This is a genomic window from Paraburkholderia sp. WC7.3g (assembly GCF_050436345.1).
Taxonomy (GTDB): Bacteria; Pseudomonadota; Gammaproteobacteria; order Burkholderiales; family Burkholderiaceae; genus Paraburkholderia; species Paraburkholderia podalyriae.
The window spans coordinates 1,572,334-1,595,156 of sequence record NZ_JBNDMA010000001.1 but is presented as its reverse complement, the minus strand read 5'-3'; the positions used below and the strand labels follow the sequence as shown (position 1 = coordinate 1,595,156).

Below are 22,823 nucleotides of genomic sequence, written 5' to 3'. Positions count from 1 at the left end.
GCGCGACATCCAGCGATGCGGGTGCGCATGGGCGCTCGACGGCCGCGTTCCTGCCCGTTTCCCCGCTGAAAACACAGCTTGAGACGCTCGCGCCATTGATCGAGCGTTTGCAGCGTTCTGCGATTGTCCGCGGCCTTTTACGGTAAGCCATCGATCGCGCCAAGCCAACACACCGGGAGCGCGTCGCAACGTTCGGAGGTCGTCATGAACAGCAATCGTGGTGCGGTTCCCGCTGGCTTCCTGGGGATCGCGGTGGGCACGTTGGCGCTTGCCAACCTGTGGCGTGTGGCAATCCGCCTGTGGCATCTGCCAGCCGTCGCGGGCAGCGTGGTGACGGTCGCGGCACTCGCCGTCTGGGTCATCGTGGCTCGCGCTCGAATCGATGATCCTGCATCGCGCCGCCGTGCATGAACCGCTGCCCGAAGCGCTGCGCCCGACCCTCGGCGTGCAACTCGCGCCGCCGGTCGTCGGTGGCGTCGCGTACATGAGCCTGACCACCGGCACGCCCGATCTGTTCACCTACGCGCTGCTCGGCTACGGCCTCTATCAGGCGCTGCTGTTACTGCGTTTGCTGCCGTGGATTCGCCGGCAGGCGTTCGTGCCCGGCTACTGGGCGTTCAGCTTCGGTGCGGCCGCATTGCCGACGATGGCACTGCGTCTGGTCGAACGTGGCGCGACGGGTCCGATCGAATTCGCGGCACCGGTTCTGTTCCTGGCGGCGAATGCGATCATCGCGATGCTGGTGGCGAAGACGCTTCAGCTACTGGTGCAAGGCAAGCTGATCCCGCCCGTAGCGGCGAGTTCGACGGCGGCTGCGGCGCCGGTCAAGACGGCCGCCCGAATCGCCCGGGTTCAATAAGCGGCCGCGTTTGCGCTTGTGTCCGTGTTTGTGTTCGTGTTTGCGGTCGTGTCAGAACCCATGCATCGACACGACGATCAACGCCGCGGCGACGATCCCGACCACGTCCTCGATCAACGCGGCGGGCGCATCGCGTCCGAACATGTTGGCAAGCGAGCTGCGCACTTTCGCGCCGCCGAGCGTGCCGATCACCGCGCCGACGGCGCCGACCACCGCGCCGAGCACCCCGACGATCGAGCCTCCCGCGAGGCCGCCATGCGCGCCGCTGATCGCCGCGCCGCTCAGCGCACCGAGCACGATGCGCGCGCCGAATTGCAGCGGCACCTTGCGGCTCGGCGTTTCGGGCAATTGATCCGTGACCAGTTCGATGACCGCCAGCACGGTGAAGATATACGGCGTGGCCGTGAAGCCGAAGAATGCGAGCGGGGTGCCTTGCAGCGGCAGCCATCCCAGACGCGCGGCCCAACTGACGGCGGCGGGGGCGATCATCGCGCGCAGGCCGGCAACGACGCCAATGAACAAGGCCAGAACATACACGGACATAGCGGACTCCCGATCGAGGGCAATGATGCAAGGTTGCACAAGCCGACGGCTTATCAGGACGAACGTCGGCAGAACATGTCGAGCATTCCATCTGGACAGTCAACTTCTCACCACCTACATCGAGGCAATCCGCAGTGGCCGTTCACGATTGCTCACGATTGCCAGGTCTTTGCCACCAACCCGCTGCCGCGCGCGTCGCGCGGCGCCGGGAGGGCGGTTGCCCCCGTCGATGTGGCCCTAGTGTCGCACAATTCGACAGACGGATAACACACGGGGAGTCCGCGAAGTGGGCCGAGGATGATAAGTTAGCCCACTCACAAGAAAATCTATTATCTGCACCATGAGACCGTATCTCCCGCTGAACGCGCTGCGCGCGTTCGAATCGTCCGCGCGACATCTGAGCTTCACACGCGCCGCGCAAGAGCTGAACGTGACTCAGGCCGCGGTCAGCCAGCAGGTCCGTTCGCTGGAGGAGCGGCTCGGCACGGCGCTGTTCAAGCGTTTGCCGCGCGGCCTCGCGATGACCGACGAAGGGCTCGCGCTGCGCCCCGTGCTGTCCGACGCGTTCGATCGCATCGAGGCGGCGCTCAGGCAGTTCGACGGCGGCCATTTGCACGAGGAGCTGACGGTCGGTGTGGTCGGCACGTTCGCGGTCGGCTGGCTGATGCCGCGCGTGACATCATTTCGGGACGCGCATCCGTTCGTCGAACTGCGGCTGCTGACCCACAACAACGTCATCGACCTCGCGACCGAAGGCCTCGATTTCGCGATCCGTTTCGGCGACGGCACATGGCCCGGCTCGCTCGCCACCAGACTGCTCGACGCGCCGCTCGCGCTACTCTGCACGCCCGAGATCGCCGCGCGCCTCGCGCGGCCCGACGATCTCGCCGACGAGACGCTGCTGCGCTCGTACCGCATGGACGACTGGATGAACTGGTTCGCGGCCGCGGGCATCGCTCCGCGGCCGGTGCGCGGGCCGGTGTTCGATTCCTCCCGGCTGATGGTGGAGGCGGCGATGCAGGGTGCGGGCATCGCGCTCGCGCCTGCGTCGATGTTCGAACGGGAACTCAAGACCGGGCGTCTGGTGCGCCCGTTCGACGTCGAGGTAGAGGCGGGCAGTTACTGGCTGACCTGCCTGAAGGGTAAGCCGATGACGCCGGCAATGGTGCTGTTCAGTCAGTGGATCGCGAAGGAAGCGGCCACGCCGGGCCGCGCATGAGTTTCTACGCGGCCGTGCGGCAATACCCGCTCATCGCGGGCCGCTCGGCTAGCGGCGGGAACACGTTCCATGAACCGTCGCCGTGGCGGAAGAAGAAAATCGACAGCAGTCCTTCCGGCTTCAACGTCTGCACGCACACATAGCGCTGCTGTTGCGACGCGCGATGGCAGAACCGCACGACGCGCGCGGGCATCGACGGCGTGGGCGCGAGCCATTTGTCGACGGCCCAATGCAAGCTCTTTTCTGCGGCAACCATGATGTTTCTCCTCCAATCGTCCGGTTCGTGACGCGCTGCGCTCACGCGAGTTGCGCGAGTGGCGCCACGCCGTGTTGATTCCTCGTCCCGCTGTCGACAAACGCCTTCACGAGGCACAGCAGCGCACGCACGCCCGTGCGCGGATGGCACAGGCAGCAATGCACCTGTTCGCTGCGGCTTTCGCCGAGCAGGCACCACGCGCAGAAGTGTTCGCAGTTGTTGGTCAGCAGGCGATAGCGGTTTTCGCCGAGGCGGGAGCGCGCGCGGCGCACCGCTTCCGCGCCGGCGTAGATCGCGCTCGGCGTCGCGCGAACCGACAGCGAATGGCCGGCGGCGAAGCGCGTCAGTTCGACTTCCTCGACGGGCCCGCGATGCGCGGAGCCCGCAAAGCCCGAGTAATGCACGACGCGGCCGTTGCCGACATAGATGCCGTGATGCTCATAGCCGTTGCGTTGCGTGACCAGATGCGAGCCGATCGGCAGATCGATCGTCGATGATGCGGTGTCGCAAGCCGCTGCGGATTGCGGGCCGTGGTCGCGTGTATCAGGCATCTGGATGTTCATGGCTGGCCTCGTTCGCATTTCCAACATGGTTGCGTCAGCTTTCGCATCATCCGGGCCATGCGCCGAAAAGCCCCTGTTTATAGGGTTGGCGGCTAATCCAGCGAGTTTCTGAAGAGGAAGATGTCAGTACCAGACCAACAGAAAACGCGCTGATCTGTTGGCGAGCGACGCTCATTTGCGAGCCGTGTCGCGCGGTGCTTTCACATCAATAGAGCGCGCGTGGGACCCCGTTGAATGTGTTGGGTCTCACACCTGTTCGAACGCGGGCTTGTTGGCCGCGAGCCGACCGCTTGCGTTGACCGCGGGCGAGGTGAAGCTGCGCAAACGCACGCCAGTCAACGCGCCGCGAGCTTCGGCTGGAATCCGCCCCCGATTGGCATGGTCTTTGCGCCATTAGGTGCAGAGTCCATTCAGCCGCGCGCATTGCGCACGCGACCAACCGGAGAACGACATGTCCTGCATCAAATTGAACGACCTCTCTTTGAACCTCGCGCTCGATCGCAAAGCAATGGCGGCGATTCGCGGTGGCGGCGGCGCGCCGTGGATCTATGGCTGGATTCAGCCGTTCGTGCCGCAAACCCCCAGCATCGGGCCCGTGGTCAATCTGTACGAGGTCTCCAACAACTTCTATGCTAACCAGATGATCAACCAGTTCCAGTCGGTCGACGTACGCAACACCGGCGCGAACGCGAACCTCAACGTGTCTCCGGACGCACGCAATAGAAACGACATGGTGTAGCCGTTGTGACCTGCGCGAGCCAATTTCGCTGGACCTCGTCCGCGCGTTCGGACGTGGGACGGGTGCGCGAAATCAACGAAGACGCCTGCCTCGACGAGCCCGAAGCGGGACGCTGGGCCGTCGCCGATGGGATGGGCGGGCACGCGGTCGGCGACTTTGCGAGCCGCACCGTGATCGAAGCATTGACTCAACTGGCGGCGCCGCACGGCCTCAGAACGCTGATCGCCGATGTACGCGCGCGGCTGCAAACCGCGAATCGCCAATTACGCGACGAAGCCGCGCGCCGCCAGGTGCAGCGCATCGGCAGCACCGTGGTCGTGCTGCTTGCCTGCGATCGCTTCTGCGGCTATCTGTGGGCCGGCGACAGCCGCATCTATCTGTACCGCGCGGGACAGTTGCGGCAACTGACGCGCGATCACAGCCAGGTCGAAGAGTTGCGCTCGCTCGGCGTCATCTCCGACGAAGCGGCACGTCATCATCCCGCGCAGCACATGATCACGCGCGCGGTCGGTGCGACGGATCTGCTCGAACTCGACGACGACGCGATCGAAGTCGCCGACGGCGACGTGTTCCTGTTGTGCAGCGACGGTCTCAGCAATGAACTGAGCGACGACGAGATCGCCGATGTGCTGACGTCGGCGGAGCGTGAAAACGCCTGTTGCGAACTCGTCGACCTCGCGCTCGCGCGCGGCGGGCGCGACAACATTACCGCGGTGGTCGTCGAAGCGCAGGACCCCAATGCGGCGGACAAGACCTTGCTGAATCCGGCGCCTTGATGGTCTTCAGGTGGGCGCTTCACTCAACCTTCGTCTTCCTCGTCGCGTTCGTTCGCGCCGTTTTTCGCGGGCGGCGCATTGCGATTGCGGAAATCCTTCGAGTGCAGGCCGTGCTTTTTCAGCAGCATCTGCAAGTGCGAGCGATTCATATCGATGCGCCGTGCCAACTCGGCGACCGTCCCGCTGACTTCACGCAGTCCGCGTTCGAGGAACGCCTTTTCGGCGTCGTCGCTCGCGGCCCGCTTCGCGTCGCTCAACGACATCAGGTTCGCGACACTGATTGGCTGCTCGCCGCTCGCTAGCCCGCCATCCGTCTGAGCCGCCGCTGAACCCGGTGCAGCGGGTCGCATATCGAGCGGCAGATGCTCGACGTCGGCCATCTCTCCAGCCAGACATGAAATGCGATACATCACGTTGCGCAATTCGCGGATGTTGCCCGGATACGCGTAGCTCAACAGAAAGTCTCGCAAACGCGGCGTCAATCTGACCGGCCGGCGTTTCAGCGTGCCCGCCGCTTCGTCGCCGAACCACGCAATCAGCAACGGAATTTCGTCGCGCCGTTCGCGCAGCGGTGGCAGCGTCACGTGAATCACGCTGAGGCGGTAAAACAGATCCTCGCGAAACCGGCCTTCCTCGCTGAGCTTGCGCAGATTGCGATTGGTCGCCGCGACGATGCGCGTATCGACCGCGATCGTTTCGTCGGAGCCGACGCGTTGAATCTCGTGCGCCTCGAGCACACGCAGCAGCTTGACCTGGCCCGCGAGCGGCAACTCGCCGATTTCGTCGAGAAAGATCGTACCCGTATGCGCGCTTTCGAATTTGCCCTTGCGGTCGTTCGACGCGCCGGTGAATGCGCCCTTGCGATGCCCGAATAGTTCGGATTCGAGCAGATTGTCCGGAATCGCGCCGCAGTTCACCGAAATGAACGGCTTGTCCGCACGCGCGCCATTCGCGTGAATCACTTTCGCCATCAGCTCCTTGCCGGTGCCGCTTTCGCCATCGATCAACACCGGCAGGTCGGTTGGCGCGGCTTTTTCCGCGATTTCGAGCGATTCGAGCAAACGCGGATTGTCGCCGAACGTTCCCTCGAAAATAAAGCTGCGTTCGAGCAGCGCCTTGCGGCGGACCCCGCGCGATTGCTCCGCGCTCGTCTGCGGCTCGCCGGCCGTGGCCGCCTGCACGAAGCGCTCCTTGTGCGAGAGCTGCATGACTTCGTCGCGCAGCGACGTGGCTTGCCTCAGCAGCTTGTCGATATCGCCACGTTCGAGCCGCGTCGACCAGCGCAACGTGGAGCGCAGGATCTCGATGCGCTCGATCAGTCCCGCGTACGATATCGCGGGGCTCGCCTCTTCAATCTGGTCGAGTATCTTCATCATGATGCACTCAACTGTTTCTGCACGAGCTGGTAGTACATGCCGCCGCGCTGGATCAGCTCTTCGTGACGGCCCTGTTCGACGATCGCGCCTTCATACAGCACGAGAATCTTGTCCGCGCGCATGATCGTGCTGAGCCGATGCGCGATGATCACCGCCGTGCGGCCCTTCAGAATGTCGTGCATATTGCCGAGAATATTGCTTTCCGATTGCGAGTCGAGCGCCGATGTCGCCTCGTCGAACACGAGCAGACGCGGATCGTGATACAACGCGCGCGCAATGCACAGCCGCTGGATCTGACCGCCCGACAAACCGATGCCGCGCTCGCCGACGATCTGCTCATAGCCGAGCGGCATCTTGCTGATGAAGCCGTGCGCGTCGGCCATCTTCGCGACTTCCTCGATGCGGCGGCGCTCCGGCGCATCGTCGCCGCTCGCGACGTTCTCGGCGATAGTGCCCGAGAACAGCAGATTGCTTTGCATCACGTAGCCGATTTGTGCGCGAAAATAAGCCTTGTCGATCACGCCGGAGTCATAGCCGTCGATCGTCATTTTCCCTTCGCTTGGCTGATAAAAACCGACCAGCAGCTTCGCCAGCGTGGTCTTGCCCGACCCGCTGCGCCCGACGATCGCGACCAGTTCGCCGGGCTTGATATCGAAGCTGATGTTCTCCAGCACATAAGCGGAATCGTCTTCGCCATAGCGGAAATACACGCCTTGCAGGCTGATTTCGCCCTGCAGTTCCGGCAGCATCACGCGCGAGGGCAAATCCTGCGGCTTCTGTTCGGGCTCGATATCGAGCACATCGCCGAGCCGTTCCATCGCGACGCCCGCATCGTTGAGCATGCTCCACAAACCGACGAGACCCATCAGCGGACTCAATACGCTGCCCATGAACGCATTGAACGCGATCAGCTGGCCGATCGTCAATTCACGCGCGAGTACCAGATTCGCGCCGACCCACAGAATCGCAATCGTCGTGGCCGCATTCAGCAATTGACTGCCAAAGCTGACCAGAATATTGAAGGCGTGCGCGCGATACTGCAATTCGAGCGCCTTCGCGTATTTCTTCTCCCAGCGCAACCGCACCGGCCGCTCGATACCCATGCCCTTGACGGTCTCGACACCGGAGAGGGCCTCCATCAGGAACGACTTCGCCTCGGTCGACGCCGTGAACACCTCTCGTGCGTAGCCCTTGATCTTCGGCGTCGCGATCACCGTGAGTCCCATGATCGGAATCACGAACCCGATCAGCACCAGCGTCATCTTCACGTTGTACACGAACATGATCGTGAAGTAGATGAAGATCATCAACAGATTCAGCGCGGTCGTCACGGTGGATTCGGTCAGGAAAGCGCGGATCGTCTGGTTTTCCTGAAAGCGCGCGAAGATATCGCCGGTCTTGCGCTTCGCGAAGAACGAGAACGGCAGCGACAACGTATGCTTGAAGAACTGCGACATCATCGCGAAGTCCATGTTGCGGACCATGAAGTTCGCCAGATATGCGCGAATCGTTGACGTCAACTGCGTGAAGACGTTGGAGATGATGAGCCCGCCGATCAGCATATGGAGCAGACTGACGTTCTGATGCACGATCACGCCGTCGAGAATGTTCTGAATGATCAGCGGTGGAATCACGCCGAGCACCTGGATCACGAAGGTCGCGAGAAACAGATAGCCGAGTATCTTGCGGTACGGCTTCAGATAGCCGACAAAACGAATCCACGGCGAGCGCGCCGCCGACATCTGCAACAGTTGCGATCCGCCTGTAAATAACAGACAGGTACCGCTCCAGCCACGTTCGAAGTCCTCGACGCTCAGTTTTCTGAAACCGAGTGCCGGGTCCGCCACCCACACATACTCTTTCGACAGCCCGTACACGATCACATAGTGATAGCCCTCCCAATGCACGATGAACGGCAGATCGAAGCCGGCCAGCGAATCGAACGTGCATTGCACGCCGCGCGTCGTGAAGCCGAGCGACTCGCCCGCGCGCGCGAGGCTGTCGAGCGTCGCGCCCTGCGTCGTCACGTTCGCGAGTTCGCGCAGTTTTCCGAGCGTCATCGGAATGCCGTAATGGCGGCAGATCATCGCGAGGCACGCGGCGCCGCAATCCATCTCCTCGGCCTGCTCGACGAGCGCGAAACGCCGGATGATCTTCTCGCCCAGTTCCGGCTTGCTGTGCAAGTCGAGCAGCAACGGCAGCTTGCGCCGCTGTTCGAGCCGCTTTTGCCGCTGCAGTTCGCGGTCGCCATAGCGGATTCGCTCGTCGAGCACTTCTCGCAGTTTCGGATTGCGTTCGAGAATGAAATGAACGGTGCGCTCGGGAATGACCAGTAGCCGCGTGTCGGTGCTCGCGACGACCGATGCCATCTGTTCCTGGCGCATCAGGCACGCCTTCTCGCCGAAGATCTCGCCTTCGCCGAGCGTCGCGAGCGTATAGTCGTGGCCCTCATCGTGCCGCACGATGCGCACCTGGCCTTGCCGCACCACATAAAGCCGCCTGTCGTCGCGGCCGTCCTGTTTGAGAATCTCCTTGCCGGCAGCCACCCGTTTCGCCCCGACGCTGCGCACGTATTCCTCGAGTTCCGCCTTGTTCAGCTTGCCGCGCAGATCGAACAGTTGCGCGACGAAGCCGCCGGCCGAATTGATCGCGACATAGCTCGCGACGAACGCCAACGCGGCAGCGTTGGCCGCCATCACGGGTTCGATCGCGGCGCGCGGAATGAACAGCAATTCGGTCCTGGCCGACGCCCGTACCGACGCTTCGTGAACGTACGTGCGCAGCATCGCGATGTCGGCAAAGATCTCGCCCGACTTGCGCACGCCCATGCTGGTTTCCTTGCCGTGCTCCTCGGTGAAGATACGCACCGTGCCCGAGCGGATTACATAGAGACCGTCGGCCACTTCTCCCGCCGAGCACACCGTTTCGCCAAACGAATAGAACTTTGCCTGCGCGTATTCGGCAAGCCGCTCGATTTCGTCGCGCGAGAATGGCGACAGGATCTCCACCGAAGCGAGAAATTCGGCGGTGGAAGGCGCGGATGGTGCGGTCTGGGGGGCGTCCATGTAACGGCGAGCCTCGCTTTATCGGGCGCTAGACGGGTACTAGCGCGCTTCGATCACGTGTTCCTGGGCGCGGGCTATCAGCCAGCTCTCGCGCAGCAATCGGCGGATTTCTGTGGCCACTTCGGCATCGAGCGCGGCCGGATACTTGGCCGTCACCGCGAAAATCTCGAAACACGAACGGTCGGCCGACGGAAACGGCCCGAGCAGATCGCCGACCGCGGCATTGAAGATCTTCGCCTCGATATCGGGCTTCAGCGACCCACGCAGCACCTTGCCGATCACGCCGCCCGACTCGCGCGTATCGGCAATCGAATGCTCGCGCGCCATCTCGGCGAAGGCGTCGGGGTCATCGTGCAGGTACGAGATCATCTCCTTCGCCTTGCCTTCGCTATCGAGCACGATGTGACTGACTTCGAGCGCGTCGAACTTCGGTGAATTCAATGCGAAGTAATCGCGAATCGCCGCGTCGTTGCCGATCTCGTCGAGCATCTTCTCCTGATAGAGGCCGTCGGTAATGAACACCTCGAATTCGTCGAGGCTCACGCGCAGCGCGTCGAGATAATGATTCATGTCCGCCGCGCGATGCAGCCCGCGCACGCGGCGAAACTGGTCGGCGCGCTGCTGGATTTCGTCCGCGCTGACGGCGACGCCCTGCTTCTTCGCCGCATGGACGGTAAGCTTGTCGCGCACGATCTGCTCGATCAGGCTTTCGAACTGGCCGGTCAGCTTCAGAAGACGAATGAACTCGTCCACGTCCACGACCTCGTCATCGATACGCACTATCGCGGTCATTTTCTCCGCTCCTTTCGTGGATGTTTGATTCGCGCGCTCAACCGGCCACCTGTCTGAACGGATCGAGACCGAGATCGATCAGGCGCCGCTCGCGCACGACGATTTCCGCATTGGCGGTCATGCCGTAACGCAGTGGATAACGCGTGTCGGCGACCTGGTAGTAATCCTTGTCGAGCGTGACGCGGCCCTCGTAGACCGGCTGCTTGTCCTGCGCGGACGGCTTCGTGGCCGGCGAGATATACGCGAGCGTGCCGTTGATCAAGCCATAGCGCTGGTAAGGAAACGCGTTGAACTTCAATTTGACCGGCAGCCCTTCGTGCAGAAAGGCGCGGTCGTGTTCGGCGATTTCGATCTTCAGCACGGGCCGCGCGTCTTTTGGCGCAATGCCGCCGAGCGGCGCATTCGCCTGAATCTTGTCGCCGCGCTGCGTCGACGTGACGTCGGTAATCACGCCCGAAACCGGCGCGAGAACCAGCAGAAAATTGTCTTTATCGATGTTCTCGAAACGCACGCGCGCCGCGGCATCGGCTTCGAGGCGCGCGCTTTGCAATTGCACGCGCAGCTTGTCTTCCGCATCGGTGATATCGCGCACCGCCGAATCGTATCGCAGTTGCAGATCGGTGCTTTGCTGGCCGCTCGTCGCGAGTTGTGCGTTCGCCTGCGCATATTCATGGCTCAGCCGAAAGTCGAGCTCGGCCAGCTTCGATTGCGCGACACGATACGCGTTATCCGCCTCGAGTGCGGCCGTGCGTTTCTGTTCGACCTGCAATTCGGCAATGCCACCGCCGCCCGGCTGCGCGAACAGCCGTGAATAGCGATCGAGCTCCTGATTCGCCGCTTCACGCGTGCGGCGTGCGTTGTCGAGCGAACTGCGCGCTTCGTCGAGTTCGGCCTTCTGTCCTTCGGCCAGTTTCGTCGTGCCTTCGGAAACGCGATTCTCGTTCAAGCGCTCTTCGACGTCGAGTTGCGCCTTCAGCGACGCGGCCTTACGTTCCATCAACGCCTTCTTCTCAGGAAACTGCTTCCATTCGCGTTCGGCGTCTTCGAGTTTGAGTTGTGCCTGTAACGAATTGCTCGCCGCCTCGATCGCGCCGCGCGCGTTCAGGCGCGCGAGCACGTCGCCTTTCGATACCGGCTGTCCCTCGGCGATATATAGATCCGCGAGTTCGCCGTCGATCGGCGTATAGATGCGCCGCACTTCCGATTCCGGCGACAACGTGCCAGGCGCACTGACGATCACATCCGCGCGGCCGACGAACGACCACAGCAAACCCGAGACGACGAGCGCAACCATCGCCCAGATCAATGCGCGCGCAATCCGCACCGGCTCCGACGTCAGAATCGCGATGCCTTCGACGCTATGATCCTCGAGCGCCTCCGACAACGGTCTAGGGTGAGGGTCGCGTTTCACTCTGATCGCCTCCAATCAACGCGAGCTTCGCTTTCAGGAGCCCAGGGTCCAGCACCATGCGCAACTCCGTCAACGAACGGCGCTGCAAACTCGCCTCGGCTTCGATATCCGCGAGCAGGCGATCGAAATCGGCGGGATGGTCGGCCTTCAGCTGTGTATAGATGCGCATGCCCTGCCGCGCCGCCGTTTGCGCGTCGGTAAGCAGCCGCGCCTCGTTGCGAAAGCCCGGCGAGATGCCGGCTTCGAGCCGCTGCGTGCCGCCGATCGGGCCATTCGCGCGGTATTCCTTCCACAGGCTTTGCGCGCGCAGCAACAGATCTTGCGCATGCGAGAGTGCCTTGTCATGCAATGCGGCGACGTCTTTCTGGATCGCCTGCACGAACCATGCGTCGGTCCGCGGATCGAGGCTCGCGTAGAACGACAGCAGACGCTGGTCGTAGTCCTTTGCGCCATGCGGTTTCCGCAGATCGTCGTATTGATCGGACAACGCCTTCTTGTGCGCCGCTTCGGCCGCGATCACGTCGGACCACGGGCTCGCCGGCATCGACTGCAAATCGTTCAGCGCCTGCTGCGCGTCGCCGCGCTGCCACGCGGCATCGACCGCGTCCTGACGTTGAACGATTTCCGCCGCCGGCAAACGCCTAGCCGCCAGCTGCTGGAATTGCGTCTGAAAAGGCGGTGTACTGAAGCGCGCCGTTTTCATCATCGCGAGCAACGACGTCCATTGACGGCTCAGTGCGGCATTCAGCAACGCCGTGTATTGGCGCAAATCGTTACGCACGCGATCGAGACCCGCGAGCCGTGGATAACGCTGCGTGTAATCGTCGAGTACCGGCGGCAACGCGTCGGGTTGGTCGCGCGCGAGTTCGGTATGGATCACGCCATTCAGCCGGTCGATCGCGGCGACGTACACCGAATCGTCGCTTTCGAGCTTGCGCAGATGACTGAGCGTGTGCGCATAGGGCTCCGCGAAGTCAGGCACGTAGCTCGCAATACGGTCGAGCGCGCGCTGATGAGTCGTCGCATCGTCGTCCCAGCGATGCAGCAGATCGTTGATCGTCGCTTCGTCCACATACATGCGAATCGGGGCGTCGACGCCGCCGCGCGCCGCGACGAAGCGTTCGAGATCGCCGACCCATTGCAATTCGCCGACCAGCGACGCCATATCGGCGTTATTCACGCTCAACGCCTTCATGTTGTTCAGCAGCGCGTCGGCCTGGTCGAACTGCGCTTTTTGCAATGCTTCGAGCCAGCCCGGCAATTGCGCTTTCAATATCGCCTCGCTCGCGAGCGCCCGGATTTTCGTGTCCGTCGGATGCGTGGCCAGATAGCCGCGCGCGACCGTGACGGCGCTCGAATAATCACCGCTTGCGAGCAGGCTCTTCAACTCGCGTTCCGATGAACCGTGCAAATAGAGGCCCACGCCAAGCGCGACCACGATCGCGACACCGGCGCCGCCCCATGCCGCGGCGCGCCGCACATTGGTGTGCTCGCCGTCCGCGAGCGCCTTATGCAGTTCGCCGGCGACCATCTTCCAACGACGCTGCCGACTCTTTGCGGCGCGTTTGCCGCTTTTATCGTTCGCGCCGTCTTTCGTGTCCGCCGGATGCGCCCCTTGCGCGCCTTTTGCGCCCGGCACGCCATTTGCCGTCACTATTGCTTCGCGCTTCGCGCGCGCAGAGCCCGGTTGCGCCGCTTCGTTCACTTCGTCTTCGCGTTGCAGCGCCGGATCGACGCAAAAGATGTCGAGAAACGAATGCGCCGCGCCGACGAAGGTCGTCTTGTCGGCATCGGCGGCGCTGTCGGCAGCGGGACGAAGAGAAAGCTGGGTCACGGTGGGCTCGACGTCAGGGGAGTTCTGTAGCGACACCCTGTAGACGAAGTGGTCGCCGCCAAATGCAACCACATCGCCGTCCACTAGTGCAAGCGCCGATTCGCCGATCCGCTGTCCATTCACGAACGTACCGTTGGTGCTGCCGAGATCCTCGACATAGAGCTCACCGCCCTTCAGAAACAGATGCGCATGGCGCCGCGAAATGTAATTGACCTGGTGCGGGTAACGGTTTTTATAGCGTGAGAAAACGTCGTCCGTTTTGCTGATCAGAAACGGAAAAGCCAACACGTCGACCGGTTGCAGACCCAGCTCATCGCGCTGCGGCACCAGTAATAGATGAGTGACGGGCGAAGCGCTTGCACCCGCGACGATACGCACGCGCGGCTCGATGCCGACGCGATAGCACAGCTCACCGCCAAAGCAGAGTTCATCGCCGGCGCGCATACGCGCGGGAGTTTGCCGCACCGCGATGCCGTTGACCGTCGTGCCGTTCTTGCTGCCCAGATCGGCAACATAAATCGCGCCATGCTCGATGAAAACGCGCGCATGCCGGCGCGACAGGCCGGCGGTACATTGCGCGGAATATTCGTTGAATGGCGCTTCGCTGCGGCCGACCGCGAACAGGTTGTCGACGATGCGAATGGCGTCGAGCGCGGCGCGCTGCGCGCACGCAACCGGCGACAACACCACGTCGAAGGCAGCGTCCACTGTCGTGCGTCTTTCAGCAATCGGAGCTTCGCCGGTGGCCATTATGTCTGGATCGCTAAGCGTTTACCTGCCGCGGCGAGGACGCGGGGCGAACGGGACGAAGAACAACGGCGCAACATTGTTTGTTGTTGTTGAGCGCCACGCAAACGCCGACCCCTAGAGGATTGTAAGTCACGCATCGAGAGTGTCAATTTGGATATCGCCGGTTGAGAAGACCGCGGGGAAGTCGTCAGCGGACGAAATACCCGCCTGGTACGCCAACGCCTGGTTTAGCTGAATGCTTCGTTACTTCTCTTTCACTTGCGCTTCTACGTCGACACCTGGCCAGCCGCCGCCGAGCGCCTTATAAAGCGTTACCGTGTCGGACAGAATCAATTGATGGTTTTCCAGCAACGCCTGTTGCGCCTCCAGCAAGGTTCGCTCGTCTTCGAAAACTTCGAGTTGCGACACGACGCCAAGGCGCAATTGCGACTGGATCTGGTCCGCGACGATCTGCAGGCGCGCCACCTGCTGCTGCAATTCCGCGTGCTGCGCCTTATGGGCACTCAGATTGACGAGCGCATTCTCTACTTCCTCGAACGCGCCCATCACGGCCACGCGATATTGCTGCGCGGCGACTTTCGATTGCGCTTCGGTCACCTTCACATGTGCGCGCACGCCCGGATCGAACAACGGAATGTCGATACTCGGCATCAGGCCGAACGTGAACGACTTCAGCAACTGGTTGAGCGCGTAGCTTGCCGTGCCGCCCTGCGCGGTGAGGCCGATGGTCGGCAATTGGGCGAGCTTCGACTGTCCGACGAGGTCATAGGCCTCGAGTACCCTGAATTCGGCCGCCACCACGTCGGGGCGGCGCGACAGCAATTGCGCGGGCAGACCTTCGGGCACGCCCGGCAACTTCACGCGGTCCTGCAAATGACCCGGTGGCACCTGGAACTCGCCGGCCGGCACGCCGAGCAGCGTACAGAGCGCGTTGTTGGCGACCGCGCGCGCGCGGCGCTGTTCGAACAGATCGTTGGTCAGCCGGTTGATCTCCGCCTGCTGGCGCAAGACCTGCGTTTGCGGCACGAGCCCGTTGCGCGCCTGGCCTTCGTAGATCGTCAGGATTTGCTGGTTCGTGGCGATGGTCTTTTGCTGCTGTGCGATCTGATCGTCGAATTGCAGGATCTGGAAATAAGTACTGGCCACGTTCGCGACCAGTTCGAGATACCCCGCGCGCCAATCCGCCTCGCTCGCGTGGAATTCGGCCTTTTGCGCCTGCACGCCTTTTTCGACCTTGCCCCAGATGTCGATGTCCCAGTTCACCTGCAACGCGAGGTTGTACGTCCTCGTCAAAGGCTGGCCGGTCGACTTCTGGATATTGGCCCCGGCACCGAGGTCCACGGTCGGCAATGCGCCCGCTTGCGTCTCGCTGATCTGCGTGTGCGCGACTTCGATACGCGCGGCCAGCACCCGGATATCGAAGTTGCCGTCGATCGCCTTGTCGATCAGCGTATTCAGATACTGGTCCTGGAAGCCCTTCCACCAATCGCGCTCGATCGTCTCCGCAGCCGATACCGGCGCGCCCTTGCGATCCGACCACGATGTCTTGGCCGGCGTGTCCGGGCGTTGATAAGCCGGCATCCTCACGTCGACGCACGCTGTCAACGCAACCGCGCACATCGTCGCCGCGCCGATGCCGCGCAGCACACGCCCGATACGGCGTGGCGTCCCGATCGCGGCGGAAACCCGCTGAAGGTCCTGCGAATCACGCGACGAATCGGGCGATGATTCCGGCAATGCTGACACGATGATCTCCAATTGCATCCGCCCGTTTCACGCCAGTGCCTGGCTTCAGGCCTGGCCGTTTTTCGCGCGGCGTCGGCATGAAGCGGCGGAAATGTCGATGCGGGGAGCGGTGGATACGCGAAGGATGCGTGGAAAGGACGATCGAATGAGCGGTCTTTTTGAGCGGCCAGCCTATTGCAGGGCGCGCACGCGCGGCCGCTCGGGCCGCGCGTGCGCCGCGTCGCTCAGGACACGGCGGAGTAGTTGCTCGAGTTCACGCACGGTACGATCGTCGTCGTCGCACCCCCGCTGAACGCGGTGTTGTTGCCGTTCGCGCTTTGGATGTTGATCTCCGTGTTGATCATCTGCGTCGTGCTGACGTTCTTGATGCTGGTCGGCGCATAGGCGGGCGTGTAGCTGAAGTACGACGGAGACATCGGGCAGTAGTAGCCGTTGCCGCCGCGCACGGCGCTCATCGCCTTGCTGTCGAGTTGTTCGGTGTTGGACAGGTCCTTGATCATCAGCGTGTTCATGGCAAATCTCCTGGAAGGGGAAGCGCATCGTTGTGCGTCGGGTTCGAGCAACTTGTCTGCTCGGGCGCCACTGACGCATGGGCTATGCCAGGAGTGCCTCGCTGTCGTCGTTCGCGTTCCGAAAGCCTTGTCGCAAGGGCTTGGACGACCGCGCCCGCTGCTCCGTCATGAACAACCGGCAGAGCGAGTCTCGTGAATGGTGGATGGCAGCCAACAGCGCGCGCGACATTGTTGGCTGCATGATGACAGTCAGCGCGCGATCACCGTGATCTTCTTCGAATACACCGGCGGGTTGTGCGGCATATGCATGTCGTCGCCCATCAACAGCTGCAACGTATGCTTGCCCGGCGGCAATTGAATCATCGTTTCCGTTTCGCCCGCGCCGAAATGCAGATGGTGGCGATCCGAGGGTATCTCCTGATCCATCGGCGGCAGGTCGGTATCGATCAGAAGATGATGGTGGCCTGTGTTCGGGTACTTGACGCCTTTTGGCGCGACCCCCATGAAACGCAGGCCGAACCATACGCGAAAGGGCTTATTGGCGGGCACCACCTGGCCATCGTTCGGATAGCCGATGTACGCGTAGGCGCCGGGGGGCGCCGGCTCCGCTGCAAACGCGCGTTGCGGTGCGGTCCATGCCGCCAGTGCCGCTGCGACGAACGCGGCGGCCGCAATGATCTTTTTCATCAGGACTCTCCGTTCCGGATCGACCAGTTCGAACGAACGGATCGCGTTAGTCTTTTAGCACGGTGATGGTGATCTTTTTCGAGTACACGGGCGGTACGTGCGGCACATGATGATGGTCGCCGAGTATCAGCTGCAGCGTGTGCTTGCCGGGCGGCAACTCGATGCGTGCGTCGGTTTCGCCCGCGCCGAAATGCAGGTGCTGGCGATCCGACGGAATCTCCTGATCGAGGGCGGGCAAATCCGTGTCGATCAGCAGATGATGGTGGCCGGTATTGGGCAACGCGACACCCTTCGGACACACGCCCATATTGCGCAGTCCCATGCGCACCCACAGCTTGCCGCCGTGTATCACCGCGCCATCCGACGGCCAGATGATGTACTCCTCGGCGCCCGGCGGTGACTGCGTCTGTTCGGCGCGCGCGACGCCGCCAGTTCCGATACCGAAGCAGATCGCGACGAGCGTCGCACATACCGCCGTGCGTAATCCGCCGCAATGCGCTTGCGCCAGATGACGCCTAATCAAAAGAAGGGGAACACGGGTTCTTCGCATAGCGCACTCTCCCGAACAGGAGTCATGGCTGGGCCCGGCTATCGATGACCTTCCGGGTGTTCGAGCGGCATGTCGCGCGTTGAAAGCGACGCACAGCCACCTAGTTAAAACGACCGTGGGACGTGACTTTGTGAATCAGCTTAGGACGTCACTTGCCAAAAAGATACGCAATGATCGTTAACCGTATGACGCGTTAAGGACTCCCGGACAGTTGTGACGCAAAGCGCGTGCTATCGTTAAGAAACAGCGTGGGCAGCGCGAACCTGGTGCACGAATGGCCTGAATACTGTCCGGTACAAACGGGATATGAAGATGTGGCGACGATTCCTGCTGGTGTGCGTGGTTGGGGCAATCCAGGCGCAGTGGGACGGTGCTGGTGCCGCGACGCAACGTCAAAGCATCGAGCTGAGCGCGGCTTGGGTGACGAGTCATCCGGGTCGGCCGGCTGATACCGCTTTGCTCCTCTCACCATTTGCTTTGTCGCGTGACCATACCCATTCGCGGCGCGTGGCGCTCGTGATCGGAAATGGCGAGTACGGCGACGCGACTAGCCCGATCCGCGCGAATGCGCCGCGCGACGCCGACTCGATCAGCGATGCACTCCGTGCGCGGGGTTTTGAAGTCATCACGCGAACGAACGCTACACCGCCGCAAATGCGCGCGGCCATCGACGAATTTCAACGACGTCTGCAAACAGGCGATATCGCACTGTTCTATTTCGCCGGACACGGCATGCAGATAGGCCGGCAAACGCTGCTGTTGCCGGCGGCGAGACTCGATGCGCGAGCCGATACCCGCGCGCCGGTGTCGCTACTGAATAACGGCGTCGATCTGAAGACCGTTTTGCATGCGATGCAGTCCGCTCGCGCTGGCCGGCTCAATCTCGTGATTCTCGATACGTGCCTCGACAATCCATTTACGCCCGCCGCCGTCGCGATCGAGCAGCCGGGGATCCCGGCCGCCACTGTGATTGCTTATGCAACCTCACCGGGCGGTTTCGCGGCGGACGGTCCACGGCATGGCGTCTATACCGGTGCGTTGCTGCAAGCGCTCAATGACGCCGACGCATCGTCCCAATCGCTGACCGTGCTGTTCCGGCACGTCGCCGACGAAGTACGCGCCGCCACCCGCGGAACGCAGCAACCGTGGCTCTCTGTCGCGCGTTCTTCTATTCCCACGAGTGACGAAATCGCAATCGCGTCGTCGAATACATCAGACGATCGCGCCGTCACGCTGCGTAGTCGCGGCATCATGCCCAAAGAAAGCGGCGAACAATACGAAATCACGTTCTGGGAGTCGATCAAGGACAGCAACTACCCGGCCGATTACGACGCTTACCTGAAGTCCTACCCGAATGGCCGCTTCGCTACACTCGCGCATGCGCGTATCGATCGATTGCGCTCGGCGGCATCGACTCCCGCGGTGAGCGCCACGCCGGCTGCCCAGCTCGCTCGCCCCGCGACGCAAGCCAGCGCGGCCGCCCCGCCCCCGCCGCACCCCGCGGCCGCGCCAGCGCCAGCGCCAACGCCGCCGACCACGGCCGCCGCAGCGCCACTCGCGCAAAAGACCGTCGCCCATCCGCCGACCGCCGGTGAGATCCGCGACTGCGCGACCTGTCCGATCATGGTCGCGGTACCCGCCGGCTCGTTCGCAATGGGCAGCAATACCGACGACCCCTCGGAAAAGCCTGTGCATCACGTGAGCATCGGCGCGCCATTCGCGATCGGCAAATTCCCGGTGACGGTCGAGCAATGGAATGCGTGCGTCGCCGCCAATGCATGCCAGAAGCTGACGCCGGAGAGCAACAGCAACAAGGCCGCACCCGCGCGCGATCTCAGTTGGGACGACGCGCAGCAGTACGTCAAATGGCTCGCCAAATCGACCGGCAAACCGTACCGTCTGCCTACCGAAGCTGAATGGGAATACGCGGACCGCGCCGGCACCACGACCGCGTACTGGTGGGGCCCAGCAGATGCGCAAGGGCACCGCCAATTGCAAGGACTGCGGCGACCCGTGGCACAAGGAAGGACCGGAAAACGTCGGCACGTTCGCCGCGAATCCGCTGGGCTTGTACGACATGAACGGCGGCGTCTGGGAATGGACCGCCGACTGCTGGCACAACTCCTATCAGGGCGCGCCCCTCGATGGCCAAGCGTGGGACTCGCCCGGCTGCGAGATGCGGGTAATTCGCGGCGGCTCATGGCGCGAAGGCGGCGACTACATGCTCAGCGCGACGCGCTTCAAATACAGCGCCGGCGTGCGCCAATCGCAGGACGGTTTTCGCGTCGTCAAGGATCTGCACTGACGGCGTTTCGACGGGCTCTGTGACGGATCATCGCGTGGCGGGTCTGGTCGTAATCGGCGCGAAGTCCGCCAATACACGATCCTGCCCGTATTGACCGCCGATTTGCTTCAGCCGCGTTTCGAGTGCGCGCAGATAATGGTCGCGCGCTTCGCTTTGCGGGCGCAGCTTGTCGAACAGCGGTACCGGCGTAATCACCAGTACCACCATCTCGGAGCCGAATGGCTTCGCTACGAGCCAGTCGCCAGCATTGCTGCCGATCGTGTACGGACCGCCGTTCGGCTGCATCTGATTGTCCGGCCACAGATGACTGGGCACCATATGCACGACGTGGCCGTCGAGCTGGTAGTAGTCGACGGTCGCAAAGGAATCGAACGGGGGCGCTTTCAGGTCGACCACCAGCGAGTCATTCTCGGTCAGCAAACCGCTTGGCGGACGCATCTGCAGCGACGCTACGCGCCCCGCCTGCCAGTTGCGCACCACAAACGGCGCGAGCGTTTTGACGAAGTCGCATTTATCGTCGGCGAGCGGCCGCACGTCGAGCGAAACCGTATCGACGCCCGGCAGCGCCGCCAACGTCTCCTTCAGATGCGCGGCACCATAGCGCTGCGACAGGAAACCGCGAACCGTCAATGCGTGGTCCTGCACCGCACCCGATAACGCCGAACACGGCACCTGGGCGAGCGTGGGCATGATCGCGGCGAGCGTCAACGCGGGCTTCGGCGCGGGCGCGACGGCGGACGCCCCACCCGCCCGATCGACCTGATCACCCTGGGTTGCCGCCGCCACGGTTTGCGCGGCTTGCCGCCGGTTGGGTCCAGAGCGAACAGCGAACACGCCCACCGTGACCGCGCACACGACGGCCAGCGTAGCGAGCCCGAACCACGCGAGCGTTCCGGACTTCTCCGCGCGCGCTTCGTTGTCGAACTCGGCGATAAAGCGCACCACGCTCGGCATCCGCGTATCGCGATCGAACGACAATGCGGCACGCAACGCGCGCCACTGTCGGGCATCGAGATTCGGCGGACGCTGCGGCTTGAAATCGGCATTGCGCGCCTGCGTGGCCGACAGCCGATCGAACGGATGATGTCCCGTCAGCAGTTCGTACGTGATGCAGCCAAGCGCATAGATATCGTCGCGCGGGTCCGGCTCGCGATGCTCGATCATCTCCGGGCTCGCATAGGCGGGCGTCAACGCGCCGAGACTGCCGGGATCGAACACCGTCGCGTCGCTCTCCTCTTCCGGCCGCTGGAATACGCGCGCGATGCCGAAGTCGATCACTTTCACTTCGGCATTCGTGGTCAGAAACACGTTGGCGGGTTTGAAGTCGCAATGGACGAAGCCGCGCTCGTGCGCGTACGCGAGCGCCGCGCACATGCCGCGGACGATCGGCAACGCGGCCCGCACCGGCATGCCCTGATAGCCGGGCGTGCGCAGCAGCTGGCTCAGCGGTTTGCCGCTCAGGTACTCCATCGTCAGATAGACGATCGGCCCGTCGCGGTCGAAGTCGTACACGGTGATGATGTTGCGATGCGCGAGTACCTGCGCCTTGCGCGCCTCGCGCTGCAACGCCACCAGCGAATTCGGATTGCCGCGGAACTGGACGTTCAGCACCTTGATCGCAAGATACGGCTTGCGATCCGACGCTTCGAGCTTGCGCAGATCGAGCGCTTTGTACACGGTGCCCATGCCGCCCACGCCAAGGCACTCTTCGAGCACGAAACGATTGTTCAGCGTATCGCCGATGCCTTTGATGGTCTCGTGCGCGGCGCTTCCGGCCGTGTTCGCGCTGCCCGCGCTGCCCGCGCTGCCGGCGCTCGACGAACGCAGCGACGGCACTTCGATCGAGGTCTGTATGCCAGTTTCCTCGCCGCCCGCCGCGACGTTCGACACGCGCAGCTGCTCGATGCGCCGCCGCACTTCCAGATAGAGGTCTTCGGGCAACGGCGCCTGATGATGCGCGGCGTACAGCGTCTCCAGCAGCCGCGTCGGACCGAGTTGCTCGGTCGCCAACGCGCTGTCGAGCTGCGCGACGAACTCGTCCCGCGACAGCTCGCCGCTCTGGAAGTCGAGAATCACACGCGCAAGGCTAGCCATTTGTGCGAAGCACCGCCGTTGCCGCTTGACCGTGTCGCATGCGACCGAAGCCACGCGGGTTGATAGAAAACCTGTCGTAACCGGTTACATGTGCCGTTTCGATACTAGCTCCCGATCCGCGCTTTCGCAAACCAGGCAAAACAGGCATCAGCCGCGCGCCGCGCCGCGTGCTGGCTCGCGCAATGTCGTGTGCCATCCAACAGGGCTCGCCGCGATGTCGGGCCTCCGCCACCGCTCGAAGCGCGTCGACGCACGTCGAGTTCGCCGGCACGGTGGCCGACGCGGCCGCAAATCCCTTATACGACAAGGATTCGTCGACTTTCTCAGCAGACATGAATAAAACTGGCACAACCTGTGCGTTAGTGATGTCCGAGCAAACGGATTGCTCGAAACCACTCGCAACACTGCGAACACTTCCTTCAGGAGACTCACCATGAAAACGCTGATGATCAAAGACCTGTCCGTCACCGAACAACTCGACAGCAAGGCCATGCGCGCCGTACGCGGCGGCTTCGGGCCGAGCTACTACAACTTCAGCCCGGTCTATGCGCCGACCAAAATCAAGAACACCGACACGACGCAACTGATCACTAACGAACTGAACTTCCAGAACGCCAACGGCAACAACGTTGCGTTCTCCGACGGCAGCACGTCGACGTTCATGCCGTATATCAATTCGAGCAACAGCAACAACTCGTAATGCGTGGCGCGGCGAGCCGCCCGCTGTAGCGGGCCGCTTCGCCGCG

17 protein-coding genes and 2 pseudogenes are annotated in these 22,823 nt (G+C 62.8%); 6 read left to right on the top strand and 13 right to left on the bottom strand.

Going from position 1 to position 22,823, the window contains the following annotated elements; genetic code table 11:
* Nucleotides 1-204 precede the first annotated feature (204 nt).
* A pseudogene (locus OKW43_RS07390) lies at nt 205-859 on the top strand (hypothetical protein).
* A 51-nt stretch (nt 860-910) separates the two neighbouring features.
* On the opposite strand, the gene OKW43_RS07385 reads toward OKW43_RS07390, so the two are convergent.
* Entirely contained in the window at nt 911-1,402 is a 492-nt protein-coding gene (locus OKW43_RS07385; RefSeq protein ID WP_187634410.1) for a DUF4126 domain-containing protein, read from the bottom strand.
* Between the two features lie 340 nt (nt 1,403-1,742).
* On the opposite strand from OKW43_RS07385, the gene OKW43_RS07380 reads away from it, so the two are divergent.
* Nucleotides 1,743-2,621 carry a LysR family transcriptional regulator gene (locus OKW43_RS07380; RefSeq protein ID WP_429446255.1) on the top strand — a complete coding sequence of 293 codons (879 nt, stop codon included), beginning with the start codon at nt 1,743-1,745 and terminating at the stop codon, nt 2,619-2,621.
* A gap of 4 nt (nt 2,622-2,625) precedes the next feature.
* On the opposite strand, the gene OKW43_RS07375 is transcribed toward OKW43_RS07380, so the two are convergent.
* Both OKW43_RS07375 and OKW43_RS07370 read right to left on the bottom strand, forming a co-directional pair.
* Complete coding sequence (locus OKW43_RS07375) at nt 2,626-2,877, bottom strand: hypothetical protein (RefSeq protein ID WP_187634408.1); 252 nt, start codon at nt 2,875-2,877, stop codon at nt 2,626-2,628.
* A 41-nt stretch (nt 2,878-2,918) separates the two neighbouring features.
* On the bottom strand, nt 2,919-3,440 hold the full coding sequence (locus OKW43_RS07370; RefSeq protein ID WP_187634407.1) for a lecithin retinol acyltransferase family protein: 522 nt from the start codon (nt 3,438-3,440) through the stop codon (nt 2,919-2,921).
* A gap of 451 nt (nt 3,441-3,891) precedes the next feature.
* Here OKW43_RS07370 and OKW43_RS07365 point away from each other — a divergent pair, with 451 nt between their 5' ends.
* Nucleotides 3,892-4,179 (top strand): hypothetical protein, encoded by a 288-nt coding sequence (locus OKW43_RS07365; protein WP_187634406.1) that lies wholly within the window; start codon nt 3,892-3,894, stop codon nt 4,177-4,179.
* A 5-nt stretch (nt 4,180-4,184) separates the two neighbouring features.
* Entirely contained in the window at nt 4,185-4,955 is a 771-nt protein-coding gene (locus OKW43_RS07360; RefSeq protein WP_187634405.1) for a PP2C family protein-serine/threonine phosphatase, read from the top strand.
* 23 nt (nt 4,956-4,978) lie between these two features.
* Here OKW43_RS07360 and OKW43_RS07355 read toward each other — a convergent pair whose 3' ends face one another.
* The 9 genes from OKW43_RS07355 to OKW43_RS07315 all read right to left on the bottom strand — a co-directional run bounded on the left by OKW43_RS07355 (nt 4,979) and on the right by OKW43_RS07315 (nt 17,678).
* Nucleotides 4,979-6,331, bottom strand: a complete 1,353-nt coding sequence (locus tag OKW43_RS07355; RefSeq protein WP_187634404.1) for a sigma-54 interaction domain-containing protein — start codon at nt 6,329-6,331, stop codon at nt 4,979-4,981.
* Nucleotides 6,328-9,396, bottom strand: a complete 3,069-nt coding sequence (locus OKW43_RS07350) for a peptidase domain-containing ABC transporter (RefSeq protein WP_429446251.1) — start codon at nt 9,394-9,396, stop codon at nt 6,328-6,330. Before OKW43_RS07350 ends, OKW43_RS07355 begins: the two co-directional genes overlap by 4 nt.
* A 39-nt stretch (nt 9,397-9,435) precedes the next feature.
* On the bottom strand, nt 9,436-10,188 hold the full coding sequence (locus tag OKW43_RS07345) for a peptidylprolyl isomerase (protein ID WP_187634402.1): 753 nt from the start codon (nt 10,186-10,188) through the stop codon (nt 9,436-9,438).
* A gap of 37 nt (nt 10,189-10,225) precedes the next feature.
* The gene (locus OKW43_RS07340; RefSeq protein WP_429446249.1) at nt 10,226-11,599 is read right to left on the bottom strand and encodes an HlyD family efflux transporter periplasmic adaptor subunit; all 1,374 of its coding nucleotides are present in this window, start codon (nt 11,597-11,599) and stop codon (nt 10,226-10,228) included.
* Nucleotides 11,577-14,183 (bottom strand): FHA domain-containing protein, encoded by a 2,607-nt coding sequence (locus tag OKW43_RS07335; RefSeq protein ID WP_429446247.1) that lies wholly within the window; start codon nt 14,181-14,183, stop codon nt 11,577-11,579. The genes OKW43_RS07340 and OKW43_RS07335 overlap by 23 nt, the downstream gene beginning before the upstream one ends.
* Before the next feature lie 243 nt (nt 14,184-14,426).
* Nucleotides 14,427-15,803, bottom strand: coding sequence for an efflux transporter outer membrane subunit (locus tag OKW43_RS07330; RefSeq protein ID WP_429447355.1), 1,377 nt, complete (start codon nt 15,801-15,803; stop codon nt 14,427-14,429).
* A gap of 350 nt (nt 15,804-16,153) precedes the next feature.
* Nucleotides 16,154-16,441: a hypothetical protein gene (locus tag OKW43_RS07325; protein WP_429446244.1), complete on the bottom strand. Its 288-nt coding sequence runs from the start codon at nt 16,439-16,441 to the stop codon at nt 16,154-16,156.
* 249 nt (nt 16,442-16,690) lie between these two features.
* Nucleotides 16,691-17,128, bottom strand: coding sequence for a DUF4399 domain-containing protein (locus OKW43_RS07320; RefSeq protein ID WP_187634398.1), 438 nt, complete (start codon nt 17,126-17,128; stop codon nt 16,691-16,693).
* A 46-nt stretch (nt 17,129-17,174) separates the two neighbouring features.
* A complete protein-coding gene (locus OKW43_RS07315) occupies nt 17,175-17,678 on the bottom strand; it encodes a DUF4399 domain-containing protein (protein ID WP_429446242.1) in 504 nt (167 codons plus the stop codon).
* Nucleotides 17,679-17,984: 306 nt separating this feature from the next.
* Here OKW43_RS07315 and OKW43_RS07310 point away from each other — a divergent pair.
* Nucleotides 17,985-19,983 (top strand): annotated as a pseudogene (locus OKW43_RS07310) (SUMF1/EgtB/PvdO family nonheme iron enzyme).
* A 27-nt stretch (nt 19,984-20,010) separates the two neighbouring features.
* Here the strand turns inward: OKW43_RS07310 and OKW43_RS07305 are convergent.
* Nucleotides 20,011-22,077, bottom strand: coding sequence for a serine/threonine-protein kinase (locus tag OKW43_RS07305; protein WP_429446240.1), 2,067 nt, complete (start codon nt 22,075-22,077; stop codon nt 20,011-20,013).
* Between the two features lie 433 nt (nt 22,078-22,510).
* On the opposite strand from OKW43_RS07305, the gene OKW43_RS07300 reads away from it, so the two are divergent.
* The gene (locus OKW43_RS07300; protein ID WP_187634394.1) at nt 22,511-22,777 is read left to right on the top strand and encodes a hypothetical protein; all 267 of its coding nucleotides are present in this window, start codon (nt 22,511-22,513) and stop codon (nt 22,775-22,777) included.
* The last annotated feature ends 46 nt before the right edge of the window (nt 22,778-22,823 follow it).

Bases quoted from the DNA above. Each gene is read 5' to 3' on its own strand.
- OKW43_RS07385 (WP_187634410.1), bottom strand. From the start codon at position 1,402: ATGTCCGTGTATGTTCTGGCCTTGTTCATTGGCGTCGTTGCCGGCCTG.
- OKW43_RS07375 (WP_187634408.1), bottom strand. From the start codon at position 2,877: ATGGTTGCCGCAGAAAAGAGCTTGCATTGGGCCGTCGACAAATGGCTC.
- OKW43_RS07320 (WP_187634398.1), bottom strand. From the start codon at position 17,128: ATGAAAAAGATCATTGCGGCCGCCGCGTTCGTCGCAGCGGCACTGGCG.
- OKW43_RS07330 (WP_429447355.1), bottom strand. From the start codon at position 15,803: ATGTGCGCGGTTGCGTTGACAGCGTGCGTCGACGTGAGGATGCCGGCT.
- OKW43_RS07365 (WP_187634406.1), top strand. From the start codon at position 3,892: ATGTCCTGCATCAAATTGAACGACCTCTCTTTGAACCTCGCGCTCGAT.
- OKW43_RS07350 (WP_429446251.1), bottom strand. From the start codon at position 9,396: ATGGACGCCCCCCAGACCGCACCATCCGCGCCTTCCACCGCCGAATTT.
- OKW43_RS07380 (WP_429446255.1), top strand. From the start codon at position 1,743: ATGAGACCGTATCTCCCGCTGAACGCGCTGCGCGCGTTCGAATCGTCC.
- OKW43_RS07300 (WP_187634394.1), top strand. From the start codon at position 22,511: ATGAAAACGCTGATGATCAAAGACCTGTCCGTCACCGAACAACTCGAC.
- OKW43_RS07325 (WP_429446244.1), bottom strand. From the start codon at position 16,441: ATGAACACGCTGATGATCAAGGACCTGTCCAACACCGAACAACTCGAC.
- OKW43_RS07345 (WP_187634402.1), bottom strand. From the start codon at position 10,188: ATGACCGCGATAGTGCGTATCGATGACGAGGTCGTGGACGTGGACGAG.
- OKW43_RS07305 (WP_429446240.1), bottom strand. From the start codon at position 22,077: ATGGCTAGCCTTGCGCGTGTGATTCTCGACTTCCAGAGCGGCGAGCTG.
- OKW43_RS07335 (WP_429446247.1), bottom strand. From the start codon at position 14,183: ATGGCCACCGGCGAAGCTCCGATTGCTGAAAGACGCACGACAGTGGAC.
- OKW43_RS07315 (WP_429446242.1), bottom strand. From the start codon at position 17,678: ATGCGAAGAACCCGTGTTCCCCTTCTTTTGATTAGGCGTCATCTGGCG.
- OKW43_RS07355 (WP_187634404.1), bottom strand. From the start codon at position 6,331: ATGATGAAGATACTCGACCAGATTGAAGAGGCGAGCCCCGCGATATCG.
- OKW43_RS07370 (WP_187634407.1), bottom strand. From the start codon at position 3,440: ATGAACATCCAGATGCCTGATACACGCGACCACGGCCCGCAATCCGCA.